This window comes from Streptomyces sp. SID11385 (genome assembly GCF_010548245.1).
In the GTDB taxonomy this organism is placed as follows: Bacteria; Actinomycetota; Actinomycetes; order Streptomycetales; family Streptomycetaceae; genus Streptomyces.
This window is the reverse complement of sequence record NZ_JAAGLR010000592.1, coordinates 24,206-46,228: the sequence shown is the minus strand read 5'-3', so window position 1 is coordinate 46,228 and position 22,023 is coordinate 24,206. Positions and strand designations below refer to the sequence as shown.

The following is a 22,023-nucleotide window of genomic DNA, read 5'->3' as shown; positions in this document are numbered from 1 at the left end:
CGATACTGGGATTGAACCAGTGACCTCTTCCGTGTCAGGGAAGCGCTCTCCCGCTGAGCTAATCGCGCGGGATGAGACCCGCGGCCCGGGGGCCCGGTCTCGGTGGACGATACTGGGATTGAACCAGTGACCTCTTCCGTGTCAGGGAAGCGCTCTCCCGCTGAGCTAATCGTCCTTGGAGGTGGAGACGGGATTTGAACCCGTGTAGACGGCTTTGCAGGCCGTTGCCTCGCCTCTCGGCCACTCCACCCCGTAATGAAGGACTCGGGAAAGTCCTTCATCATCGAGCGGACGACCAGGTTCGAACTGGCGACCTCAACCTTGGCAAGGTTGCGCTCTACCAACTGAGCTACGTCCGCTTGTCGGTGTCCGGGGCGTTTGGCGCGTCCCGGCGACGAGTGGAACTCTAGCGGATTCCCGGGCCAGTACAAAAACGCGTTTGCGCAGCGTGCGCGTGCGCGGCCACGGGGAGCGAGCGGACGGCCACGGCGCACGCCCCGCGCGGAGCCCGCTCCCCGGCGGCTGCCTACACTCCCCGCGTGCACCCCCCGACTCCCCTCGCCCGCTTCGGCGACCTGCTCGCCACCGGCCTGCGGGACGTCACGGACGACCCGGCCGCGCTGGACGGCTCCGGTTTCTGGGCCGTCGCCGCCGGCTTCGACGGCGCCCTCGTCTGCGCCCGCTTCGACGACGTACGCCGTGTCCCCGCCCCGCCCGTGCGCCCGGGAGCCTGGCGCGGCCCGCGCGCGGACGCCTGGACCTCCTCGCTCGACCACGCCGCGTACACGGCGGGGGTACGGGAGATACGCGCCCGCATCGCGCGCGGCGAGGTCTACCAGGCGAACCTCTGCCGCGTCCTGAGCGCCCCGCTGCCCGATCCGGGCGCTGCCGACGCCGACGCGCTCGGCGCGCTCCTCGCCCGCGACAACCCCGCCCCGTACGCCTCCGTCGTCCGCCTGCCCGCGCACGGCGTCGAGATCGCGAGCGCGTCACCGGAGCTCTTCCTGCGCCGCGCGGGCCGCACCGTCGAGTCGGGCCCCATCAAGGGCACCGGGCGGACCCCGGACGACCTTCTGGAGAAGGACCACGCCGAGAACGTGATGATCGTGGACCTCGTCCGCAACGACCTCGGCCGGGCCTGCGCGACCGGCAGCGTCACCGTCCCCGACCTGTGCGCCGTGGAGCGGCATCCGGGGCTCGTGCACCTCGTCTCGACGGTACGGGGCGAGCTCGCGCCCGGCGTGGGCTGGCCCGGCCTGCTCGCGGCGAGCTTCCCGCCCGGCTCCGTCACCGGGGCGCCGAAGTCGAGCGCCCTGCGCCTCATCGCCGCGCTGGAGACCGCGCCCCGCGGCCCGTACTGCGGCGGTATCGGCTGGGTCGACGCCGACCGCGGTACGGGGCAACTCGCCGTGGGCATCCGCACCTTCTGGATCGAACGCGGGAAGCGGGGCGCGGCCGTCGTGCGCTTCGGCACCGGGGCGGGGATCACGTGGGGCTCCGACCCGGAGCGCGAGTGGCGCGAGACCGAGCTCAAGGCGGCCCGGCTGCTCGCGATAGCGTCGGGTTCCGACGACGCCCCAGGACCGGAGCGCCCGCCGGGAAACGCCCCCGCGCCGGGCGCGGCCCCGGCCGGGGCCCGCCCCGTGGAAACCGCCGAAAGCGAAGGAAGCCCGCGATGACTGTGCGCACCATCTGGATCAACGGCGGACTGCGTGACGCCGAGGACGCGCGTGTCTCCGCGCTCGACCACGGGATCACCGTGGGGGACGGCGTCTTCGAGACCGTCAAGGCGGTCGACGGAGCCCCGTTCGCGCTCAGCCGCCACCTCGACCGGCTCGCCCGGTCCGCCGTCGGGCTCGGCCTGCCCGAGCCCGACCTCGACGAGGTGCGGCGCGCGTGCGCGGACGTGCTCGCGGCCGAGCCCGTCGCGTTCGGCCGGCTGCGCATCACGTACACGGGAGGTGTCTCGCCGCTCAGCTCCGAACGGGGCACGCAGGGGCCGACCCTCATCGTCGCCGTCGGCGCCCTCGCGCCCCGGCCCGACACCACCGCCGCCGTCACGGTGCCGTGGGTGCGCAACGAGCGCGGCGCGCTGAGCGGGCTCAAGACGACCTCGTACGGCGAGAACGTCCTCGCCCTCGCCCGCGCGCACGAACAGGGCGCCTCCGAGGCGCTGTTCGCCAACACGGTCGGACAGCTCTGCGAGGGCACGGGCTCCAACGTCTTCGTCGTGCTCGACGGGACGCTCTGCACCCCGCCGCTCGCCTCCGGCTGCCTCGCGGGCATCACCCGCGCTCTCGTCACGGAGTGGACGGGCGCGGAGGAGCGGGACCTTCCCTTCGACGTCCTGGAACGGGCCGACGAGGTCTTCCTCACCTCCACGACACGCGACGTCCAGGCCGTGCACCGCGTCGACGGCCGCACCCTGGAGCAGGCCCCCGGCCCCGTCACGGCCAAGGCGATGCGCGTCTTCGCCGAGCGCGCGGCCGCCGATCAGGACCCCGCCTGAGCACCCTGGTGGGGCGGCCGGGCGCCGGGGTAGAAAGGCCGTGATGACCACGACCCTGCGGCCGACCGAGCCGCTTCAGCACGACCCCGGCGGGGCCCGTCACCGTGCGTACGAGATCCGTGTCAACAGCCGTCCCGTGGGCGGGCTCGTCCTCGGCGCGCACCCCGAGCACGGGCTCGGGTCCATAGTCGGCCTGCGCGTCGCCGAGCCCGACCGGGGCAGGGGGCGCGCGGCCGTCGCCGTGCTCGCCGCCGAGGAGGTCCTGCGGAGCTGGGGCTGCCGGCGCGCCGAGGGCGTGGTGCCGGCCGGTTCCGGCGCGGGGCTGCGGCTGGCCGCCTCGCTCGGGTACGCGGAGGACGCGCGCGTCCTGCGCAAGGTGCTCGCGGGACGGGCGCCGGGACTGCCCGAGGGCTCCGTCGCGCGGCGTATGACCGAGGCGGAGTTCGGCGCGTGGCGGGAGCACGAACAGCTCTCGCACGCGGGGGTGTTGGGCGAGTACCTCGGGCTGAGCGAGGAACAGGCCGGGGCGCGCTCCGCGCACGACCTCGCCACCGCCTTCCCCGAGGGCCCGCACAGCCACGGACAGCGGCTGTGGGTCCTGGAGCACGAGGGCGTCGCGGTCGGCACACTGTGGGTCACCGACCGCGAGACGGACGTCTACGTGATGAGCGTCGAGGTCGCCGAGGAGCACCGGGGCCGGGGACACGGGCGCGCGCTGCTGCGGTGGACCGAGGCCGACGGGCTCGCGGAGGGCCACCGCGCGGCCGAACTCAACGTCCACACGCGCAACACCCCGGCGCTGCGGCTCTACGAGTCGCTCGGCTACCGGCCCTTCCAGCACCACTTCGTGAAACCGCTGGTCTGAGCGGGCGCAGGGGGGCGGTGCGGGGCGGGGGACCGGGGGCCCGGTGCCTGGGCCGGGTTCCGCGCGGAGGCCGGCGGCGCCGCGCGGAGACCGGACTCGCGCGTTCAGGCGGCGAGCAGCGCGTCCGCGATCTCCTCGATCCGCTCCCGCAACCCTTCCTGTGACTTGCTGCCGTCGAGAAGCGTGCCACCGATGTCGTACGTGGGCGTGCCCTTGACCCCCAGGGCCTTGCCCTCGGCCTGGTCGGCGTCCACCGTCAGGATGTGCCGCCCGTCGATCAGCGCGGTGTCGAACTCTTCGGCGTCCAGGCCCAGTTCACCGGCCATCTCGACGAGGAACGGCTCGCCCGCGGCGGCGAACTCCTCGACGCGGCGCAGCACGGCGGCGACGAACGGCCAGCCCTGCCCCTGAGCGAACGCCTCCTCCGCCGCCTGGGCCCCGGCGAAGGCGTGCTTGTGCTTCTCCAGCGGGAAGTGCCGCAGCCGGATCTCCAGCCGGTCGCCGTACCGCGCGCGCAGGGCGTCCAGGTCGTCGAGTGCGGAGCGGCAGTCGGGGCACTGGAGCTCGCACCAGACGTCGAGGACGACGGGGGAGGGGGCGGCGGGGGGCGGCGTGGGTTCGTTCATCGGACCAGTTTCCCATCGGCGCGGACCGCGCGCGCTCACGCCGGGCTCCGCCGGGCCCGCGCCGGGCTTCCCGCGCCCCGCCGGGTTTCCCGGCCTCAGCCCCGGTTCCCGGGCGCGACCCTGAGAAAACCCTGATCCTTTCCGTGCCGCGACCCTGAGAAGCCCCCCATTTCGGCCCGGGGTGGGGTTGTCCCCATGTCGTCGGCGTCCGCGACGGTGCACGATGGAGGGGAAAGAGGACCGGTGAGGCGCGCGGGCGCGGAGCCGGTGGACGCCGTACGGAGTTGCCTGGAGGGGCCCGGATGCTCGCCGAGACGATTTGTTCCGCCGTATCGGTGGCCGGCCTGGGTATCGCCGCCGTCACCGCCTACCGCAAGCGCTTCCTGAGCGCGGCGCGCATCGCCGCGTACTCGCTCGTGCCCATCGGCCTGGTCATGACCGGTGTCGTGAAGTGGCTCGCGCACACCGCGTTCAGCCCCACCGCCTGGGCCGGTTTCGTCGTGCTCGGCGCCGCCTGGCTGCTCTTCCTCGCGACGCGCTCGGTCGAGCGGCGCAAGTACGGGACGCGCAAGGAACGCCGCGCCGCGGCCCGCGCGGCCCGCGAGAACGAGGCCACGGCCCCCGCGGCCTCCGGCCCCGCCCTCCCCGGGCGCGCCCCCGCCCGACCAGCCTCCGGCGGCGCGGGGCAGGCGACGGGCTCCTCGCGGGCCGCCAAGCCGGACGAGGACTTCAGCGACATCGAGGCGATCCTGAAGAAGCACGGGATCTGAGCCCGCGCGGGGCCCCGTCCGCCGTTCCGAGGGGTGAGACACGGCCGTTCGAATCGCCGGGGGAACGCGGCAGCTCGGGGTGTCCTGTCACTCTGCGTCAATAGAACTCGTACGCGTGAACCGGTGAATTCCGCGGCGTGAGGGGTATTTCGGGCCGCCGGGCGGCGGCGGGTGGGTCATGATCGCTGCGTCATGCCCGAGACCTCCCTGGACGAGGGGCAGGCGGCCGCGGTCCCCGTCCCGCCCCTGCCCGTCCCGTCGCACCGCGCAGAGTGCCCCGGCGTCGCCGTTCCCGTTCCCCGCCCACCGACCGCCTCCGGGACCCCCGCCCCCGCCCGGCCGGCACCGATGGCGCCCGCGCCCGCCCCGGCCCCCGAGGAGCGGCCCGAGGTCGTCACGCAGGGGCACCGGACACCCACCGGCAAGGAGGTGGGCTGCCTCTTCGCCCTCTCCCAGCCCCCGCTGATGATCTTCCTGACGGTGGTCGGTCTGCTCCTGCTCATGGGCGCGGTCCACGACCTCTACCTGAGCTGAGACCGCGCGGCGCGGCACGAGCGCGCCGAGATGAGTCGGCCGGGGCGCTGAGCGCGTCGCCCCGGTACGTTCGGGCCCCGGCGGCCTCGCTGCCGTGTTCCTCCGAGCTCGGCCCGGTGAGGTGCGGGGTCAGTGAGCGGAGCCTTCGTTCACGGTCGCTTCCCGGCGCCGGGCACGGTAGGCGGCGACGTGGAGGCGGTTTCCGCACGTGCGGCTGTCGCAGTAGCGGCGGGAGCGGTTGCGCGAGAGGTCGACGAAGGCACGCCCGCAGTCCGGGGCCTGGCAGCGGCGCAGCCGCTCGCGCTCGTCGGCGACGACGAAGAAGGCGAGCGCCATCCCGCAGTCGGCGGCGAGGTGGTCGGCGAGCGAGGCGCCCGGCGCGAAGTAGTGGACGTGCCAGTCGTAGCCGTCGTGGTCGGTGAGCCGGGGCGTGGTCCCCGCGGTCGCCACCAGCTCGTTGATGATCCGTACCGCGCTCGCGCTGTCCGGGGCGGCGAAGACCTCCGCGAAACGGGCCCGCACGTCGTGCAGCGCCTGAAGGTCGGAGGTGTCCAGCACCCCGGTGTCGCTGAGGTGGTGCGCCCGGACGAACTCCTCCAGTTCGGCCACCGACGCGAGCGTCTCGGCCCGTCCCTCGGCAGGAGCGCTGTTGACCAGGTCGACCACCGCCTCCAGCGCGCACCGCGTGTCGTGGGTGATCAGCACCGTGGACCCCCTGCCCCCGAGGCGGGCCCCCTGCCCGCCGGTGACGGCCGATGCTAGTCCCGGCCGGGTCCGGACACGACACGGCCGCCGTCCCGGTCGTACCGGAACGGCGGCCGTGCCGTACTCCTCCCACGGCGAAGGCCGTGGGCGGGGCGGGACCCGTACCGCCGCCCCGAGTCGGGCGGTGCGGGTCGTCGAGTGTGCCTCCTGACGTCCGGCGGCCGGCGGCAGCCGTCTCCGGCTGACTCAGCTCTCGGCGAGGATGTGCGACAGCTCCGTGTCCAGGTCGAAGTGGCGGTGTTCCGTGCCGGGCGGCACCGCGGCGTCGGTCCGCTTGAGGAAGGACTCCAGGGCCCGCGCGGGGGCCTCCAGCAGCGCCTCGCCCTCCGGCGAGCTGAGGGCGATACAGACGACGCCCTGACCGTGGCTGCGGGACGGCCAGACGCGGACATCGCCGGTACCCGTGGGCCGGTGCAGGCCCTCGGCGAGGAGATCGCGGGCGAAGACCCACTCGACGGTCTCCTCGGCTCCGGTGTGGAAGGTGGCGTGCACGGCGTAGGGATCGGCCGTGTCATACCGCAGCCCTGCCGGGACCGGCAGGGACGACTCGCTCGACACAACGAGGCGCAGGTGCAGCTCGCAGCTCACCGTGGTGTTCATAAGCGCCAGGGCCTTTCGCTCAGTGTGCGCTCGGGGATTCGCACGTCGGCGAAATCGACATGCCTCCTACGGTGCCGTTGTAAACCCCTCTGGGCGGTTTCTTGTGCTTTGCGTCACTCGTACGGGTGAGTCCTTTTTGTCGTCATACCTCCATTCCGGTCGACGTGCCACTCGGGTAGAGTCCGGGGCCACCGCGAGGGCGGCCCGAAGGGTGGGGGGACGGGGTTCATGAGCGAGACGAGGAACGTGCCTGACGTGCAGGATCAGACGCCCGAGCCGGAGGGCTCGACGCCGGGGGAGCCCGAGAAGGGCCTCGGCTCCCGCGCCCCGCGCTTCGTCCAGGAGCGCCGCACGCTGCACCTGAGCTGGCAGGTCGGCGTCTTCGTCGTCGGGCTCGCGGTCGTGGTGGCCGGGGTCCTCATGCTCGTCCTGCCCGGACCCGGCTGGGTGGTGATCTTCGGCGGCATGGCGATCTGGGCCACCGAGTTCGTCTGGGCCCAGCTCGTGCTCCGCTGGACCAAGCGGAAGGTCACCGAGGCCGCGCACAAGGCCCTCGACCCCAGGGTCCGCCGCCGCAACATCATCCTCACCGGCATCGGCCTGGTGATCATCGCGGCGCTCGTCCTCGTGTACGTGGTCCGCTTCGGCCTGGAGCTGCCCTGGAACATAAACGAGTGACCGCCCGGCGGCCCCCGGTGACGGGCACGGGCTGAGCACCCCCTGACATGGGGTAATGTTCTCCCTGCGTCCGGGCGATTAGCTCAGTGGAAGAGCGCTTCGTTCACACCGAAGAGGTCACTGGTTCGAACCCAGTATCGCCCACCCCGGGACCGGCCCGGAGGCTCCAGAGCCTCCGGGCCGCAGTCATGTCCGGGACGGCGCCATGCCCCGGCCGTACCCGCGCCCGGCCGCCGCCTCCCGGCATCGCTCGCGCGCCCGCGCCACACGCCACCGCGCTCCCCGAGGCGTCCCGCGGCCCCCGCGCGGGCAGACTCACGCCATGCGCCTGTACCGCTACCGCTTCCACAGCCGCTGGCTGCTCCCCGCCGAGCCGCGACGCGTGTACGCGGTCCTCGCGCGGCCCGAGGAGTACCCGCGCTGGTGGCCGCAGGTCCGCGCCGCGCGCACCGCCCCCGACGGCCGCAGCGGCTCGGCGCGCATCCGCTCCGTGCTCCCGTACGACCTGCGCGTCACGATCCGTGAACTGCCGGGCCCGTCAGAGGCGCCGGGGGAGGACGGCGTGGGGGTGCTGCGGGCGGCCGTCGACGGGGACATCCGCGGCGAGCTGGGATGGCGGCTGAGTCCCTGGGGCGCGGGCACGCTCGCCGAGTTCGATCAGCGGGTCGAGGTGGTGACACCGCTGCTGCGGCTCCTGTCCCTGCCGGGCCGGCCGCTGCTGCGGCTCAACCACCGGCTCATGATGCGCGCGGGGCAGCGCGCGCTGCGGGCCCTGCTCACCAGGGCGGACGACGGTGCCCGGGGGCGCGGGGAAGCGGTTTGAACGAAGGGTGCCGGGGCCTGTATGGTTCCTTGCGTCCCGGGCGATTAGCTCAGTGGAAGAGCGCTTCGTTCACACCGAAGAGGTCACTGGTTCGAACCCAGTATCGCCCACCGGGTAAGCCGGTCCGTCGAGTTGACGGACCGGCTGCTTTCGTTTCCGGCCGCTACGCGGCGCCCGTCAGCGCGGTGCCGAGCGGCCAGCCCTCCTCCGGCCCCGGGGCGCGCGTGGCCTGGAGCCCGAACCACGGCGCGGCGGGCCCGCGGGTGCTCCAGGTGGCCTGGAGCGCGTGGAGTTCGGCCGCGTTGAGTCGCCCGAGCCGGGCCGCGAAACGGCGCCCCAGGGCCCGTACGACACGCAGCGCGGCCAGCGCGCGCGCCGCCGGGTCGCGCGGATCGCCGCCCGGCACCCGGTAGACCGAGCACAGGCTCTCCAGCTCACGAGCACCTTTGCGGAAGCGATCCAGTTCCGTGTCGAGCAGCCCCGGGTCGAGGACCCGCAGCGGCTTCGGGCCGAGCCGGTCCGTCAGCGAGGTGGCCCGGTGGCGGCGCAGTTCGCGGTCGAGCAGGGCGAGCGTGGCGGGGGCGTCGAGGACGACGAGGGGACGGCCCGTGAGCGCGTGCTCGTGCAGCGAGCGGGCCACCTCGTCCATCACGGGGGCCGGCCAGCGGCCGTTGCGGCGGATGTGGTCCTCGCTCAGCCCCAGTGCCGTCCGCGCGGGGCGCGGCACCGGGACGCCGGGGCAGACGAGCCAGCGATCGACCCGGGGCGGGGCGTCCGCGTGGTCCTGCACGACGACCGCCGCCGAGAGGATGCGGTCCTTCGCGGTGCGGGGGCCGGTGGGGGTTGCGGTGTAGGCGGCGAGTGGTCCCTCGTACCAGCTCATTCTTGTCAACCTCTCCTGGCGGGTGGGTGGTTGGCGCCCCTGTTGCCGACGAATCAATACCCTTTCCGCCGGGAGGTCAGTCGGGGGGTGGGGCGTTGTGCGGGAGTGGGGGCCTTGCGCGTGTGCGCCCCTTTGTGGGGCTCCGCCCCACGCCCCGCTCCTCAATCGCCGGAGGTGCCCGGGGGGTGAAGCGGCGGAGGGGCTGGAAGAGGGGGCCCGGTAGCATGGGGGGCCACGCGTGCCGCGTGTCTCGGCACGTTGTCCACTTCCAGTCAGGAGAGACCGGTGTCAGACGTCCGTGTGATCATCCAGCGCGATTCCGAGCGGGACGAGCGTGTGGTGACGACGGGGACGACGGCCGCCGACCTCTTCCCCGGTGAGCGCACCGTCGTCGCCGCCCGCGTGGACGGCGAGCTGAGGGACCTCGCGTACGTGCTGGGCGAGGGCGCGACCGTCGAGCCCGTCGAGATCTCCTCCGAGGACGGCCTCAACATCCTGCGGCACTCGACCGCCCACGTCATGGCCCAGGCCGTGCAGGAGATCTTCCCCGAGGCCAAGCTCGGCATCGGCCCGCCGGTCAAGGACGGCTTCTACTACGACTTCGACGTCGAGAAGCCCTTCACGCCGGAGGACCTCAAGGCCGTCGAGAAGAAGATGCAGGAGATCCAGAAGCGCGGCCAGCGCTTCTCGCGCCGCGTCGTGAGCGAGGACGACGCCCGCGAGGAACTCGCCGACGAGCCGTACAAGCTGGAGCTGATCGGCCTCAAGGGCGGCTCGACGAGCGAGGACGGCTCCTCCGTCGAGGTCGGCGGCAACGAGCTGACGATCTACGACAACCTCGACCCGAAGACCGGCGAGCTGTGCTGGAAGGACCTCTGCCGGGGCCCGCACCTGCCCACGACCCGCCTCATCCCCGCCTTCAAGCTCATGCGCAACGCCGCCGCGTACTGGCGCGGCAGCGAGAAGAACCCGATGCTCCAGCGCATCTACGGGACCGCCTGGCCCTCCAAGGACGAGCTGAAGGCGCACCTCGACTTCCTCGCCGAGGCCGAGAAGCGCGACCACCGCAAGCTCGGCAACGAGCTGGACCTCTTCTCCTTCCCCGAGGAGGTCGGCCCCGGGCTCGCCGTCTTCCACCCCAAGGGCGGCATCATCCGCCGGGCGATGGAGGACTACTCGCGCCGCCGGCACGAGGAGGAGGGGTACGAGTTCGTCTACAGCCCGCACACCACCAAGGGCGCCCTCTTCCAGAAGAGCGGCCACCTCGACTGGTACGCGGACGGCATGTACCCGCCCATGCAGCTCGACGAGGGCGTGGACTACTACCTCAAGCCGATGAACTGCCCGATGCACAACCTGATCTTCGACGCGCGCGGGCGCTCCTACCGTGAGCTGCCGCTGCGCCTCTTCGAGTTCGGGACCGTGTACCGGTACGAGAAGTCCGGCGTCGTGCACGGGCTGACCCGCTCGCGCGGCTTCACGCAGGACGACGCGCACATCTACTGCACCAGGGAGCAGATGGCGGAGGAGCTGGACAAGACGCTCACCTTCGTCCTCAACCTGCTCCGCGACTACGGCCTCGACGACTTCTACCTGGAGCTGTCCACCAAGGACGAGGAGAAGTTCGTCGGCTCCGACGAGGCGTGGGAGGAGGCGACCGCGACGCTCCAGCAGGTCGCCGAGAAGCAGGGCCTGCCGCTCGTGCCCGACCCGGGCGGCGCCGCGTTCTACGGCCCGAAGATCTCCGTGCAGGCGCGCGACGCGATCGGCCGCACCTGGCAGATGTCGACCGTGCAGCTCGACTTCAACCTGCCCGAGCGCTTCGACCTCTCCTACACCGCCGCCGACGGCTCGCGGCAGCGGCCCGTCATGATCCACCGCGCGCTCTTCGGCTCCATCGAGCGCTTCTTCGCCGTGCTCCTGGAGCACTACGCGGGCGCCATGCCGCCCTGGCTCGCCCCCGTGCAGGCGGTCGGCATCCCGGTCGGCGACGCGCACGTCCCCTACCTCAAGGAGTTCGCCGCCGAGGCGCGCAAGAAGGGCCTGCGCGTCGACGTGGACGCCTCCTCGGACCGCATGCAGAAGAAGATCCGCAACCACCAGAAGCAGAAGACGCCGTTCATGGTCATCGTCGGCGACGACGACATGAACGCGGGCACGGTCTCCTTCCGCCACCGCGACGGCTCGCAGGAGAACGGCATCCCGAAGGACGAGGCGATCGCCAAGCTCCTCGACGTCGTCGAGCGGCGCGTCCAGGTCTGAGCAGGCACGACGTGAGACGGCCGGTCCCCGGTGGGGGCCGGCCGTCTCACGTGCTCAGCCGTTCCCGTCCCCGTCCCGCTCCTCCTCCGGCTCGCTGTCGAAGACGCGCAGGAGGTACGTGGAGAAGGCGCCCGTCACCGCGCCGAGCAGCGCGACCCCGCACGCCATGAGGGCCACCGCCACCACCCGCCCCCACACCGTGACGGGCACCGCGTCCCCGTAGCCGACCGTCGCGAGCGTCGAGCAGGTCCACCAGACCGCCGTCCCGAAGCCACGGATCGAGGCCCCGGGCGCGTCCCGCTCCAGCCAGTACACGGTGAGGGCCGCCGAGAAGCCCGTCATGAGCACGGCGATCCCGGTGTACGTGATGACGCGGGCCGGTACCGAGAGCGCGGGGCGGCGCCGTCTGCGCCGTACCGCCTCGTAGATCGGCACGAACTGGAGCGGGCGCAGCAGCGGGAGCACCGCGACCACGAGCGTGAGCGGGTGGTGGCGCGGGAAAGCGCGTCCGAGGCGTGAGCGGCGCCAGCGCACCGCGAGATCGAGCAGGGCGACGGCCCAGGCGAGAGCCATCGCGCCGTGACAGACGTCCTGCGCCCAGGCGGGCAGGTCCTCGGCGAGCACGCGTACCGCGTACGCCGCGAGGAAGAGAAGGGCGGCGAGGCTGAGCGGTGCCTCGCGGTGCGGGACGGGGGCGGGGGAGGGCACCGGCACAGCTTCGCGCGGGGGCGTGGGGGTGGGGACCGGCCGACACGCCCCGCGCGGGTGACGCCATATGCTGCTTCGTATGACGAGTGAGCCGGAGCAGCAGATCGGAGTGGGGACGCCCGACGCGTTCCAGCGGCTGTGGACCCCGCACCGGATGGCGTACATCCAGGGCGAGGGGAAACCGAGCGGCCCGGCGGCGGGCGACGGCTGCCCCTTCTGCGAGATCCCCGGCAAGTCCGACGAGGACGGCCTCGTCGTCGCGCGCGGCGAGCACGTCTACACCGTGCTCAACCTCTACCCGTACAACGGCGGGCACGTCATGGCCGTCCCCTACCGGCACGTCGCCGACTACACGGCGCTGACGCCGCAGGAGACGGACGAACTCGCCGTGCACACGAAGCAGGCGATGGAGACGCTGCGGGTCGCCTCGGGGGCGCACGGCTTCAACATCGGGATCAACCAGGGCACCGTGGCGGGCGCGGGCATCGCGGCGCACCTGCACCAGCACATCGTGCCGCGCTGGGGCGGGGACACGAACTTCATGCCCGTCGTGGGCCAGACGAAGGTGCTGCCGCAACTCCTGGGCGAGACCCGGCGGATGCTCGCGCAGGCGTGGCCGGGGCGGACCCGGCCGTAGCGGGCGGGGACCGGCCTGGCCCCCGCCCCCGCCGCGCGCCTCCTCAGGCGTCGTACACGTCCGCCTTGCGCGGTGCCGCCTCCTGGACGCCGCCGCTCAGGACGCCGGAGCGGGCCCCGAACTTCGTCGTGTCCACGCCGTGCTCGTCGAGCACCCGCAGCGCCGCCTGGTGCACGACGCGCAGCACCGGGGTCGCCGTGCGCAGCGCGTCGTCCGCCATGAAGCGGTGCCGCCAGGGCTGCGCGGCCCAGGCGTGGCGCAGGCCGAAGGGCTCGGGCAGCGAGAGCTTGCCGCCGAGGAAGTCGAGCACCGGCGGGTACCACGTGAGCGGGGCACGGGCCGCGAGCCGGACGACCTCGCTCGCGTCGACGAGCGGGAGCATGTGGTCCTTCGTCTCCCAGAACCGCACCGCCTTCGGCTTGGTGATCTTCTTCGGCGAGGGCTTGCCCATGAAGAGCGAGTGCACGGGGCCGAGCGCGTGCCCGGTGACCTCGATGCGCAGCGTCTCGTGGAGCACCGTCACGGTGGTCATCATCGTGATGACGAGCTGGCCGTCCCAGAGCGTGAACTGGGTGCCGAGGTAGTGCCGGTCCCCGGCGTCGAACTGCTGCTCGTTGCAGATCCGCTGGACCTCGTGGTCGCGGATCTGGAAATCGTCGACGTGGGTGCCCTCCGGGCGCGAGACGGAGTCCGCGTTCTCGCCGATCGGGGTGACGATCCAGTGCCGTACGTCCGGCTCGGGGAAGCCGCCGGTGTGCAGCGGGCCGCGGGCGAGGAGCTTGAGCTGGTCGTGGATCGCGCGGACCACGTCGTAGCTGCGGAAGGGGTGGATCTCGCTGCCGGGCTCGCGCGGGACGAGTTCCTCGGCGAGCTGCCAGCTGCCCCAGCGGGTGCCGAGGCCGAGGATGCCCTTGGGGCCGGCGTAGAAGACCGAGTTGGAGCGCTGCTCGGCCGACAGCCGCGCGAGCGACTGGCGCAGCACCTCCGCGGCCTTCTGGTTCGGGTCGCGCGGCACCGCCTCGGGGATCTTCGCGCCGATGCCGCCGCCCGAGAGCAGCCCCTCCCAGCGCTCCCGCAGATCCCGCGCCGTCGCCTCGCAGGCCCGCTTGGCGAACCACCAGCCGACCGGCGGCGCGACGACGCAGGCCCGCAGGTACCAGGCCCAGAAGCCGCCGAAGGGCATCTTGAGGAGGAAGAGCACCCCGAGCACGCCCAGCGCGATGAGCAGCGGCGTCACGAGGAGACCGGCGCGCTTGTTCGCCGAGTCGGCGACGCTGCGGCGCAGCGCGAAGACGCCCAGGTAGAGAAGGAGACCCGGCAGGAACAGCACCCCGAACACGACCATGATCACGGTCAGCCGGGTGTCCCTGGCCCGCCGGATGCTGTTCGCCGCCAGGCAGTGCTCGACGACGACCTGCGGCTCCATCCCGAAAGACTGGATGAGCGGCTTGCGCCCGCCGCCGAGCAGCCGGGTCTGCACCGCGTGCGCGAACGCCTCACCGAGATCGGGTCGCAGCAGCTTGACCCGCGGCGCCGAGACGGCGCATTTGTGCCACTCGGTGTTGGCGGCGAGTATCGCGTCCACCGGGCCGTCGCGGTACGCGGCGGAGGCGAGCGCGCCGGTCGGGGCGGTCTGGCCCGCGCCGCCCGCGAGCGGCACCTGCGCCCCCGGACTGAAGTCGAAGCTGCTCATCCTGCCCCCATCACTGCGGCGCCGTGCCGGCCCGTCTCGTCGGGGCCTTCCCGACTCCCGCCGCCCGCACACCTGTTGATCAGTTCATCAGCGTATCCGGCCGTACGGGGGACGTCACCGATTCAGCGAAGCGGGAGGCGGCGCCGGGGGGCGCACGGGGGCTTGTCAGGTCGCGCCGGTAGGACCGTCGGTTCTTCGTACGGTGGAGGGAGCGCCGCGGGACGGCGGCCGGGTCCGCGCCCACGGCACGGGCCGGGCGTGACTACGATGGGGCAGCCGGTGGCCGTGGTGGCCGCAGGGCACCCGAACCCTCTGGAAAGGCCATGCTGAACAAGTACGCGCGTGCGTTCTTCACGCGTGTCCTCACGCCGTTCGCCGCGTTCCTGCTCCGGCGGGGGGTGAGCCCGGACACCGTGACCCTCATCGGCACGGCGGGCGTCGTCGCGGGGGCCCTCGTGTTCTTCCCGCGCGGTGAGTTCTTCTGGGGCACCATCGTCATCACGCTGTTCGTCTTCTCGGACCTCGTGGACGGCAACATGGCCCGTCAGGCGAAGATCTCCAGCCGCTGGGGCGCGTTCCTCGACTCGACGCTCGACCGCGTCGCCGACGCCGCGATCTTCGGCGGCTTCGCGCTCTGGTACGCGGGCAAGGGCGACAACGACATGCTCGCCGCCGTCGCCATCTTCTGCCTCGCGAGCGGCCAGGTCGTCTCGTACACGAAGGCGCGCGGTGAGGCGATCGGCCTCCCCGTCGCCGTCAACGGGCTCGTCGAGCGCGCCGAGCGCCTCGTCATCACCCTCGTCCTCGCCGGGCTCGCGGGCTTCCGCGTCACCTTCGGCGTCCCGCACATCGACATCCTGCTGCCCATCGCGCTGTGGGTCGTCGCCGCCGGGTCCCTCGTCACCATCGTCCAGCGGGTCGTCACCGTGCGCCGCGAGTCGGCCGAGGCCGACGAGGCCGCCCGGCACCTCCAGGAGAGTGAGGCCACCTCGTGAGCCGACTGCCGAGCGGACTCGCCCGCCGCCTGCCGGACAAGGACGACGTCGCCGACCGGCTCTACGGCCTGGGCTGGGCGACGGTACGCACCCTCCCCGAGCCCGCCGCCGTCGCGCTCGGCTGCTCGATCGCCGACCAGACCTGGAAGAAGCACGGCAAGGCGGTGCGCCAGCTGGAGGCGAACCTGCGCCGCGTCGTGCCGGACGCGAGCCCCGAGCGGATCTCCCGGCTCTCGCGCGCCGGGATGCGCTCGTACCTGCGGTACTGGATGGAGTCCTTCCGGCTGCCCGCCTGGAGCGAGGAGCGGGTCAGGCTCGGCTTCGCGCCCGACGGCCTCGACCACCTCGACGTGCCCCTCGCCGAGGGACGCGGCGTGATACTGGCTCTCCCGCACCTCGCCAACTGGGACCTCGCGGGCGCCTGGGTCACCACCGAGCTGGGCATCCCCTTCACCACGGTCGCCGAGCGGCTCAAGCCCGAGTCGCTCTACGACCGCTTCGTCGCCTACCGCGAGGGCCTCGGCATGGAGGTCCTGCCGCACACCGGCGGCGCGGCCTTCGGCACCCTCGCGCGGCGCCTGCGCTCGGGCGGCATGGTGTGCCTCGTCGCCGACCGCGACCTGTCCGCCTCCGGGGTCCCCGTCGACTTCCTCGGCGAGCCGACCCGGATGCCCGCCGGGCCCGCGATGCTCGCGCAGCACACGGGGGCCGCGCTCCTGCCCGTCACCCTCTGGTACGACGACTCGCCGGTCATGCGCGGGCGCGTGCACCCCGAGATCACGCCGCCCGAGGCCGGCTCGCGGGCCGAGAAGACCGCGGTCATGACGCAGGCGCTCGCCGACGTCTTCGCGGGCGGCGTCGCCGCGCACCCGCAGGACTGGCACATGCTCCAGAAGTTCTGGCTCGCCGACCTCGACCCGGCGAAGGACCCGGCCCGCGCGGGCACGGGGGCGGGCGCGTCCGAGGCGCCCCGTCCCGCCGACGAGGGCCCGCCCGCCGAGGTGGGCCCGTGAGGATCGGCATCGTCTGCCCGTACTCCTGGGACGTGCCCGGCGGCGTCCAGTTCCACATCAGGGACCTCGCCGAGCACCTCATCCGGCTCGGCCACGAGGTCTCGGTGCTCGCGCCCGCCGACGACGAGACCCCGCTCCCGCCCTACGTCGTCTCGGCGGGCCGCGCCGTGCCCGTCCCGTACAACGGCTCGGTCGCCCGGCTCAACTTCGGCATCCTCTCGGCCGCGCGGGTCCGCCGCTGGATCCAGAACGGCCGCTTCGACGTCATCCACATCCACGAGCCCTCCTCGCCCTCGCTCGGGCTGCTCACCTGCTGGGCCGCGCGCGGCCCCATGGTCGCCACCTTCCACACCTCGAACCCGCGCTCGCGCGCGATGACGGCCGCGTACGGCATCCTCCAGGCCGCGCTGGAGAAGATCAGCGCGCGCATCGCCGTGAGCGAGTACGCGCGGCGCACCCTCGTGGAACACCTCGGCGGCGACGCGGTCGTCATCCCCAACGGCGTCGACGTCTCCTTCTTCGCCGACGCCGAGCCGAAGTCCGAGTGGCAGGGCGGCACGATCGGGTTCATAGGGCGCATCGACGAACCCCGCAAGGGCCTGCCCGTCCTCATGCGCGCCCTGCCCCGCATCCTCGAAGCCCGCCCGGACACCCGGCTGCTCGTCGCCGGGCGCGGGGACGCCGAGGAAGCCCTCGAACCGCTGCCGCGCGCGTACCGCGACCGCGTCGAGTTCCTCGGCATGGTGAGCGACGAGGACAAGGCGCGCTTCCTGAGCAGCGTCGACCTGTACGTGGCGCCCAACACCGGCGGCGAGAGCTTCGGGATCATCCTCGTCGAGGCGATGTCGGCCGGTGCCCCCGTCCTCGCGAGCGACATCGACGCCTTCGCGCAGGTGCTCGACCAGGGCGCGGCGGGCGAGCTGTTCGCGAACGAGGACGCCGAAGCGCTCGCCGACGCGGCGATCCGCCTCCTCGGCGACCCGGAGCGGCGCGCCGCGCTGCGCGAGGCGGCGACCGCGCACGTACGGCGCTTCGACTGGTCCACGGTGGGCGCGGACATCCTCGCGGTCTACGAGACGGTCACGGACGGCGCGGCCTCGGTCGCGCCGGAGGAACAGCGGGGCCTGCGACGGCGGTTCGGGCTGGCGCGGGAGTAGCGGGGGCGGGGGAGCGGTGGACCGCCCGCGCGGCGTACGGGCCGGGAGCCGCTCCCCGAAGCCGCCCCTGCCCCCAGCCGCCTCCCCTTAGGCTGGTGCGGTGATCACAAGTTTCGTGTGGGCCGGTATCGCGCTGCTGCTCATCGCCGTCTACCTGAGCTGGACCGCGGGGCGGCTCGACCGCCTGCACGCGCGCATCGACGCGACCCGGGCCGGGCTCGACGCGCAGTTGCTGCGGCGCGTCTCCGTGGCCCAGGAACTCGCCACCTCCGGACTGCTCGACCCCGCGGCGTCCCTCGTGCTCTACGAGGCCGCCTTCGCGGCGCGGCAGGCGGAGGAGGAGCAACGGGAGGTCGCCGAGAGCGAGTTGAGCCAGGCGCTGCGGGCCGTGCTCGGCGACGCCGAGGACGTCGCCGCAGTGCGCGAGGCGCCCGGGGGAGAGGCGGCGCTCCAGGAACTCGCCGAGGCGGTACGCAGGGTGCCCATGGCCCGGCGCTTCCACAACGACGCCGTACGGGCGGCGCGGTCCCTGCGCCGGCACCGGACCGTGCGGTGGTTCCGGCTCGCGGGGCACGCGCCGTTCCCGATGGCCTTCGAGATGGACGACGAGCCGCCGGGGCCGCTGGCGGAGCGCGTGGCGGCGTAGCGGGCTCGCGCGGGGCGGCTTCGGGCAGGGCGGGTTCGGGCGCGGGGCGGCGCAGGGGCGGGCGGGGCGGGCCACGACCTCGGGATTGGCTCTTGTCCGCGCACGGTCGCCGGGAGTTTGCTTCTGGTGTCTTCCACCAGCGGTTCTTCCTGTGAGGTTCGTCGTGCCCGAAACTACTGAGACCAGCCCTGTGACCGGTACCGCGCGCGTCAAGCGCGGGATGGCGGAGCAGCTCAAGGGCGGCGTCATCATGGACGTCGTCACGCCCGAGCAGGCGAAGATCGCCGAGGACGCCGGGGCCGTCGCGGTCATGGCCCTGGAGCGGGTCCCCGCCGACATCCGCAAGGACGGCGGCGTCGCCCGGATGTCCGACCCGGACATGATCGAGGGCATCATCGAGGCCGTCTCGATCCCCGTCATGGCCAAGTCCCGCATCGGCCACTTCGTCGAGGCGCAGGTCCTCCAGGCGCTCGGCGTCGACTACATCGACGAGTCCGAGGTGCTCACCCCGGCCGACGAGGTCAACCACAGCGACAAGTTCGCCTTCACGACCCCCTTCGTGTGCGGCGCCACCAACCTCGGCGAGGCCCTGCGCCGCATCGCCGAGGGCGCCGCGATGATCCGCTCCAAGGGCGAGGCGGGCACCGGCAACGTCGTCGAGGCCGTGCGCCACCTGCGGCAGATCAAGGGCGAGATCGCGAAGCTGCGCGGCTGCGACAACAACGAGCTGTACGCGGCGGCGAAGGAGCTGCGCGCCCCCTACGAACTCGTCAAGGAGGTCGCGGAACTCGGCAAGCTGCCCGTCGTGCTCTTCTCCGCGGGCGGCGTCGCGACCCCCGCCGACGCCGCGCTCATGCGCCAGCTCGGCGCCGAGGGCGTCTTCGTCGGCTCCGGCATCTTCAAGTCCGGCGACCCCGCCAAGCGCGCCGCCGCGATCGTCCGCGCCACGACGTTCTACGACGACCCCAAGGTCATCGCCGACGCCTCGCGCAACCTGGGCGAGGCCATGGTCGGCATCAACTGCGACACGCTCCCCGAGACCGAGCGGTACGCCAACCGTGGCTGGTGAACACGCCGCCGGGCCGCTGATCGGGGTCCTCGCCCTCCAGGGCGACGTACGGGAGCACACGGCCGCGCTCACCGCCGCGGGCGCGCGGCCCGTCCCCGTCCGCACCCCGGCGGAACTCGCCGCCGTGGACGGGCTCGTCCTGCCCGGCGGCGAGTCCACGACGATCTCCAAGCTCGCGCGCCTCTTCGGCCTCCTGGAACCGCTGCGCGCGGCCGTCGCCGACGGCCTGCCCGTCTACGGGACCTGCGCCGGCATGATCCTGCTCGCCGACAAGATCCTCGATCCGCGCGCGGGCCAGGAGACGATCGGCGGCATCGACATGATCGTGCGCCGCAACGCCTTCGGCAGGCAGAACGAGTCCTTCGAGGCGCCCGTGCCCGTCGCCGGCGTCGAAGGTCCGCCCGTCGACGGGGTCTTCATCCGGGCGCCGTGGGCCGAGTCGACGGGCGCGCGGGTCGAGGTCCTCGCCACGTACGAGGGAAGGCCCGTCGCGGTGCGTCAGGGCACCGCCCTCGCCACCGCGTTCCACCCCGAGCTGACCGGGGACCACCGGGTGCACGCGCTCTTCGCCGCCATGGTGCGGGCGAGGAGCGGTGGCGGGCCCCGGTAGGATCTCTCGGGTTCGTAGGTAGATGGGTAACGCGAAGGAGACAGGCAGATGTCCGGCCACTCTAAATGGGCGACGACGAAGCACAAGAAGGCCGTGATCGACGCCAAGCGCGGCAAGCTCTTCGCGAAGCTCATCAAGAACATCGAGGTCGCGGCGCGCATGGGCGGCGCCGACATCGACGGCAACCCGACGCTCTTCGACGCCGTGCAGAAGGCGAAGAAGCAGTCGGTCCCCAATAAGAACATCGACTCCGCGCTCAAGCGCGGCGCCGGTCTCGAAGCCGGTGGCGCCGACTACGAGACGATCATGTACGAGGGGTACGGGCCCAACGGTGTCGCGGTCCTCATCGAGTGCCTCACCGACAACCGCAACCGCGCCGCCTCCGACGTGCGCGTCGCGATGACCCGCAACGGCGGCTCGATGGCCGACCCGGGCTCCGTCTCCTACCTCTTCAACCGCAAGGGCGTCGTCATCGTCCCCAAGGGCGAACTGAGCGAGGACGACGTGCTCGGCGCGGTGCTCGACGCGGGCGCCGAGGAGGTCAACGACCTCGGCGACAGCTTCGAGGTGCTGAGCGAGGCCACCGACCTGGTCGCGGTGCGCACCGCGCTCCAGGAGGCCGGGATCGACTACGACTCCGCCGACGCCAACTTCGTCCCGACCATGCAGGTCGAGCTGGACGAGGACGGCGCCCGCAAGATCTTCAAGCTCATCGACGCGCTGGAGGACAGCGACGACGTGCAGAACGTCTTCGCCAACTTCGACGTCTCCGACGAGGTCATGGAGAAGGTCGACGCCTGAGCGGCGCACGAGGTGCGCACGGCGCGGGCCGGGGGCGACACGCCCCGGGCCCGCGTCTTGTCGTTGCGGCTAGTGTCGGTGGCGGCCAGTAGCGTGCACCGCACGTGACAGGGGCCGTTCGAAGCGGTGAGCGAGGGGGTGGCGCGGTGCGCGTGCTCGGGGTGGACCCGGGGCTGACCCGCTGCGGGGTCGGGGTCGTCGAGGGGGTGCCGGGGCGGGCGCTGACGATGGTCGGCGTCGGTGTCGTACGGACCCCCGCCGACGCGGAGCTGGCGCGGCGGCTGCTCGCCGTCGAGGCCGGGATCGAGGAGTGGCTCGATACGCACCGGCCCGAGTACGTGGCGATCGAGCGGGTCTTCAGCCAGCACAACGTGCGCACCGTGATGGGCACCGCGCAGGCCAGCGCCGTCGCCATGCTGTGCGCCGCGCGGCGCGGGCTGCCCGTCGCGCTGCACACGCCGAGCGAGGTCAAGGCCGCCGTCACGGGCAGCGGGCGCGCGGACAAGGCGCAGGTCGGCGCGATGGTGACACGGCTGCTGCGGCTCGCCGAGCCGCCGAAGCCCGCCGACGCGGCCGACGCCCTCGCCCTCGCCATCTGCCACATCTGGCGGGCTCCCACCAAGAACAGGCTCCAGGAGGCGCACGAGCGGGCCCGTTCCGCCGCCCGCACCGCGCCCCCCGTACGAAAGGTCGTGCGATGAACACCCCCACTCCCCGCCCCGCGCGGCGCGCGGCGCACGGCGAGGCCGACCGGTGATCGCCTTCGTCAGCGGCCCCGTCGCCGCCCTCGGCCCCACGAGCGCCGTCGTCGAGGTCGGCGGGATCGGGATGGCCGTGCAGTGCACCCCGCACACGCTCTCGACGCTGCGGATCGGCGAGCAGGCCCGGATCGCCACCTCGCTCGTCGTGCGCGAGGACTCCCTCACGCTCTACGGCTTCGCCGACGACGACGAGCGGCAGACCTTCGAACTGCTCCAGACCGCCAGCGGCGTGGGCCCCCGGCTCGCGCAGGCCATGCTCGCCACGCTCTCGCCCGACGCGCTGCGCCTCGCCGTCTCCACCGCCGACGAGAAGGCCCTCACCGCCGTGCCGGGCATCGGCAAGAAGGGCGCCCAGAAACTCATCCTCGAACTGAAGGACCGGCTCGGGCAGCCGCTCGGCACCGGCACCCTCGGCGCCCAGCGCCGCGCCGCGGCCGGCCCGCCCCCCTGGACCGAGCAACTGCACACCGCGCTCGTGGGCCTCGGCTACCAGCCGCGCGAGGCCGAGGAGGCCGTCGAGGCGGTCACCCCGCAGGCCGAGACACAGGAGGGCGTCCCCGAGATCGGCCCGCTGCTGCGCGCCGCCCTGCAAACGCTCAACCGCACCACGTGACGCGC

The 22,023-nt window shown here is 73.1% G+C and carries 24 protein-coding genes and 5 tRNA genes; 20 read left to right on the top strand and 9 right to left on the bottom strand.

The window, feature by feature from the left end; translation table 11 throughout:
• Nucleotides 1-103: 103 nt before the first annotated feature.
• From G3I42_RS18070 to G3I42_RS18060, 3 genes are all read right to left on the bottom strand, one after another.
• Nucleotides 104-175 (bottom strand) — tRNA-Val (locus G3I42_RS18070).
• A 1-nt stretch (nucleotide 176) separates the two neighbouring features.
• A tRNA-Cys gene (locus tag G3I42_RS18065) sits at nucleotides 177-250 on the bottom strand.
• Between the two features lie 36 nt (nucleotides 251-286).
• A tRNA-Gly gene (locus tag G3I42_RS18060) sits at nucleotides 287-359 on the bottom strand.
• Nucleotides 360-539: 180 nt separating this feature from the next.
• Here G3I42_RS18060 and G3I42_RS18055 point away from each other — a divergent pair.
• From G3I42_RS18055 to G3I42_RS18045, 3 genes are read left to right on the top strand one after another with little or no spacing between them, the layout of a single operon-like run.
• Complete coding sequence (locus tag G3I42_RS18055) at nucleotides 540-1,679, top strand: chorismate-binding protein (protein ID WP_164287213.1); 1,140 nt, start codon at nucleotides 540-542, stop codon at nucleotides 1,677-1,679.
• Complete coding sequence (locus G3I42_RS18050; protein ID WP_164287211.1) at nucleotides 1,676-2,509, top strand: aminodeoxychorismate lyase; 834 nt, start codon at nucleotides 1,676-1,678, stop codon at nucleotides 2,507-2,509. Before G3I42_RS18055 ends, G3I42_RS18050 begins: the two co-directional genes overlap by 4 nt.
• 43 nt (nucleotides 2,510-2,552) lie before the next feature.
• On the top strand, nucleotides 2,553-3,374 hold the full coding sequence (locus G3I42_RS18045; RefSeq protein WP_164287209.1) for a GNAT family N-acetyltransferase: 822 nt from the start codon (nucleotides 2,553-2,555) through the stop codon (nucleotides 3,372-3,374).
• A gap of 104 nt (nucleotides 3,375-3,478) precedes the next feature.
• Here G3I42_RS18045 and G3I42_RS18040 read toward each other — a convergent pair whose 3' ends face one another.
• On the bottom strand, nucleotides 3,479-4,000 hold the full coding sequence (locus tag G3I42_RS18040) for a DsbA family protein (RefSeq protein ID WP_164287207.1): 522 nt from the start codon (nucleotides 3,998-4,000) through the stop codon (nucleotides 3,479-3,481).
• 302 nt (nucleotides 4,001-4,302) lie between these two features.
• On the opposite strand from G3I42_RS18040, the gene G3I42_RS18035 reads away from it, so the two are divergent.
• Nucleotides 4,303-4,770 carry a hypothetical protein gene (locus G3I42_RS18035; RefSeq protein ID WP_164287205.1) on the top strand — a complete coding sequence of 156 codons (468 nt, stop codon included), beginning with the start codon at nucleotides 4,303-4,305 and terminating at the stop codon, nucleotides 4,768-4,770.
• 192 nt (nucleotides 4,771-4,962) lie between these two features.
• The gene (locus tag G3I42_RS18030; protein WP_164287143.1) at nucleotides 4,963-5,304 is read left to right on the top strand and encodes a hypothetical protein; all 342 of its coding nucleotides are present in this window, start codon (nucleotides 4,963-4,965) and stop codon (nucleotides 5,302-5,304) included.
• Between the two features lie 129 nt (nucleotides 5,305-5,433).
• On the opposite strand, the gene G3I42_RS18025 is transcribed toward G3I42_RS18030, so the two are convergent.
• Both G3I42_RS18025 and G3I42_RS18020 read right to left on the bottom strand, forming a co-directional pair.
• Nucleotides 5,434-6,009, bottom strand: a complete 576-nt coding sequence (locus tag G3I42_RS18025) for a CGNR zinc finger domain-containing protein (protein WP_164287203.1) — start codon at nucleotides 6,007-6,009, stop codon at nucleotides 5,434-5,436.
• 246 nt (nucleotides 6,010-6,255) lie between these two features.
• On the bottom strand, nucleotides 6,256-6,669 hold the full coding sequence (locus tag G3I42_RS18020; protein WP_003959770.1) for an SsgA family sporulation/cell division regulator: 414 nt from the start codon (nucleotides 6,667-6,669) through the stop codon (nucleotides 6,256-6,258).
• Nucleotides 6,670-6,897: 228 nt separating this feature from the next.
• Between G3I42_RS18020 and G3I42_RS18015 the strand changes: the two genes are divergently transcribed.
• The 4 genes from G3I42_RS18015 (at nucleotide 6,898) to G3I42_RS18000 (ending at nucleotide 8,280) form a co-directional block, all read left to right on the top strand.
• Nucleotides 6,898-7,347 (top strand): TIGR02611 family protein, encoded by a 450-nt coding sequence (locus tag G3I42_RS18015; RefSeq protein ID WP_203606955.1) that lies wholly within the window; start codon nucleotides 6,898-6,900, stop codon nucleotides 7,345-7,347.
• 72 nt (nucleotides 7,348-7,419) lie between these two features.
• Nucleotides 7,420-7,491 (top strand) — tRNA-Val (locus tag G3I42_RS18010).
• Between the two features lie 178 nt (nucleotides 7,492-7,669).
• On the top strand, nucleotides 7,670-8,170 hold the full coding sequence (locus G3I42_RS18005) for an SRPBCC family protein (protein WP_164287201.1): 501 nt from the start codon (nucleotides 7,670-7,672) through the stop codon (nucleotides 8,168-8,170).
• Nucleotides 8,171-8,208: 38 nt separating this feature from the next.
• A tRNA-Val gene (locus tag G3I42_RS18000) sits at nucleotides 8,209-8,280 on the top strand.
• A gap of 53 nt (nucleotides 8,281-8,333) precedes the next feature.
• Here the strand turns inward: G3I42_RS18000 and G3I42_RS17995 are convergent.
• Nucleotides 8,334-9,053, bottom strand: coding sequence for a 3'-5' exonuclease (locus G3I42_RS17995; RefSeq protein WP_164287200.1), 720 nt, complete (start codon nucleotides 9,051-9,053; stop codon nucleotides 8,334-8,336).
• A 285-nt stretch (nucleotides 9,054-9,338) separates the two neighbouring features.
• On the opposite strand from G3I42_RS17995, the gene thrS reads away from it, so the two are divergent.
• Nucleotides 9,339-11,315, top strand: coding sequence for a threonine--tRNA ligase (gene thrS, locus G3I42_RS17990; RefSeq protein WP_164287198.1), 1,977 nt, complete (start codon nucleotides 9,339-9,341; stop codon nucleotides 11,313-11,315).
• A gap of 54 nt (nucleotides 11,316-11,369) precedes the next feature.
• Here the strand turns inward: thrS and G3I42_RS17985 are convergent, their stop codons facing one another.
• On the bottom strand, nucleotides 11,370-12,023 hold the full coding sequence (locus G3I42_RS17985) for a potassium channel family protein (protein WP_343244578.1): 654 nt from the start codon (nucleotides 12,021-12,023) through the stop codon (nucleotides 11,370-11,372).
• Between the two features lie 67 nt (nucleotides 12,024-12,090).
• On the opposite strand from G3I42_RS17985, the gene G3I42_RS17980 reads away from it, so the two are divergent.
• A complete protein-coding gene (locus G3I42_RS17980) occupies nucleotides 12,091-12,660 on the top strand; it encodes an HIT domain-containing protein (protein WP_203606953.1) in 570 nt (189 codons plus the stop codon).
• A 43-nt stretch (nucleotides 12,661-12,703) separates the two neighbouring features.
• Here G3I42_RS17980 and G3I42_RS17975 read toward each other — a convergent pair whose 3' ends face one another.
• Complete coding sequence (locus G3I42_RS17975; RefSeq protein ID WP_164287193.1) at nucleotides 12,704-14,353, bottom strand: hypothetical protein; 1,650 nt, start codon at nucleotides 14,351-14,353, stop codon at nucleotides 12,704-12,706.
• Between the two features lie 323 nt (nucleotides 14,354-14,676).
• Between G3I42_RS17975 and pgsA the strand changes: the two genes are divergently transcribed.
• The 9 genes from pgsA to ruvA all read left to right on the top strand — a co-directional run bounded on the left by pgsA (nucleotide 14,677) and on the right by ruvA (nucleotide 22,018).
• Nucleotides 14,677-15,348 (top strand): phosphatidylinositol phosphate synthase, encoded by a 672-nt coding sequence (pgsA, locus tag G3I42_RS17970; RefSeq protein WP_164287191.1) that lies wholly within the window; start codon nucleotides 14,677-14,679, stop codon nucleotides 15,346-15,348.
• A 29-nt stretch (nucleotides 15,349-15,377) separates the two neighbouring features.
• Nucleotides 15,378-16,361 (top strand): phosphatidylinositol mannoside acyltransferase, encoded by a 984-nt coding sequence (locus G3I42_RS17965; RefSeq protein ID WP_164287219.1) that lies wholly within the window; start codon nucleotides 15,378-15,380, stop codon nucleotides 16,359-16,361.
• The gene (locus tag G3I42_RS17960) at nucleotides 16,358-17,518 is read left to right on the top strand and encodes a glycosyltransferase family 4 protein (protein ID WP_164287189.1); all 1,161 of its coding nucleotides are present in this window, start codon (nucleotides 16,358-16,360) and stop codon (nucleotides 17,516-17,518) included. Before G3I42_RS17965 ends, G3I42_RS17960 begins: the two co-directional genes overlap by 4 nt.
• A 100-nt stretch (nucleotides 17,519-17,618) precedes the next feature.
• Complete coding sequence (locus G3I42_RS17955; protein WP_164287187.1) at nucleotides 17,619-18,164, top strand: LemA family protein; 546 nt, start codon at nucleotides 17,619-17,621, stop codon at nucleotides 18,162-18,164.
• A 163-nt stretch (nucleotides 18,165-18,327) separates the two neighbouring features.
• On the top strand, nucleotides 18,328-19,233 hold the full coding sequence (gene pdxS / locus G3I42_RS17950) for a pyridoxal 5'-phosphate synthase lyase subunit PdxS (protein ID WP_164287185.1): 906 nt from the start codon (nucleotides 18,328-18,330) through the stop codon (nucleotides 19,231-19,233).
• Nucleotides 19,223-19,843 carry a pyridoxal 5'-phosphate synthase glutaminase subunit PdxT gene (gene pdxT / locus G3I42_RS17945; protein ID WP_164287183.1) on the top strand — a complete coding sequence of 207 codons (621 nt, stop codon included), beginning with the start codon at nucleotides 19,223-19,225 and terminating at the stop codon, nucleotides 19,841-19,843. The genes pdxS and pdxT overlap by 11 nt, the downstream gene beginning before the upstream one ends.
• Before the next feature lie 48 nt (nucleotides 19,844-19,891).
• Nucleotides 19,892-20,644, top strand: a complete 753-nt coding sequence (locus tag G3I42_RS17940) for a YebC/PmpR family DNA-binding transcriptional regulator (protein WP_164287181.1) — start codon at nucleotides 19,892-19,894, stop codon at nucleotides 20,642-20,644.
• A 146-nt stretch (nucleotides 20,645-20,790) separates the two neighbouring features.
• Nucleotides 20,791-21,345: a crossover junction endodeoxyribonuclease RuvC gene (gene ruvC, locus G3I42_RS17935; protein ID WP_164287179.1), complete on the top strand. Its 555-nt coding sequence runs from the start codon at nucleotides 20,791-20,793 to the stop codon at nucleotides 21,343-21,345.
• Nucleotides 21,346-21,397: 52 nt separating this feature from the next.
• Nucleotides 21,398-22,018 carry a Holliday junction branch migration protein RuvA gene (gene ruvA, locus G3I42_RS17930; protein WP_164287177.1) on the top strand — a complete coding sequence of 207 codons (621 nt, stop codon included), beginning with the start codon at nucleotides 21,398-21,400 and terminating at the stop codon, nucleotides 22,016-22,018.
• Nucleotides 22,019-22,023: the final 5 nt, after the last annotated feature.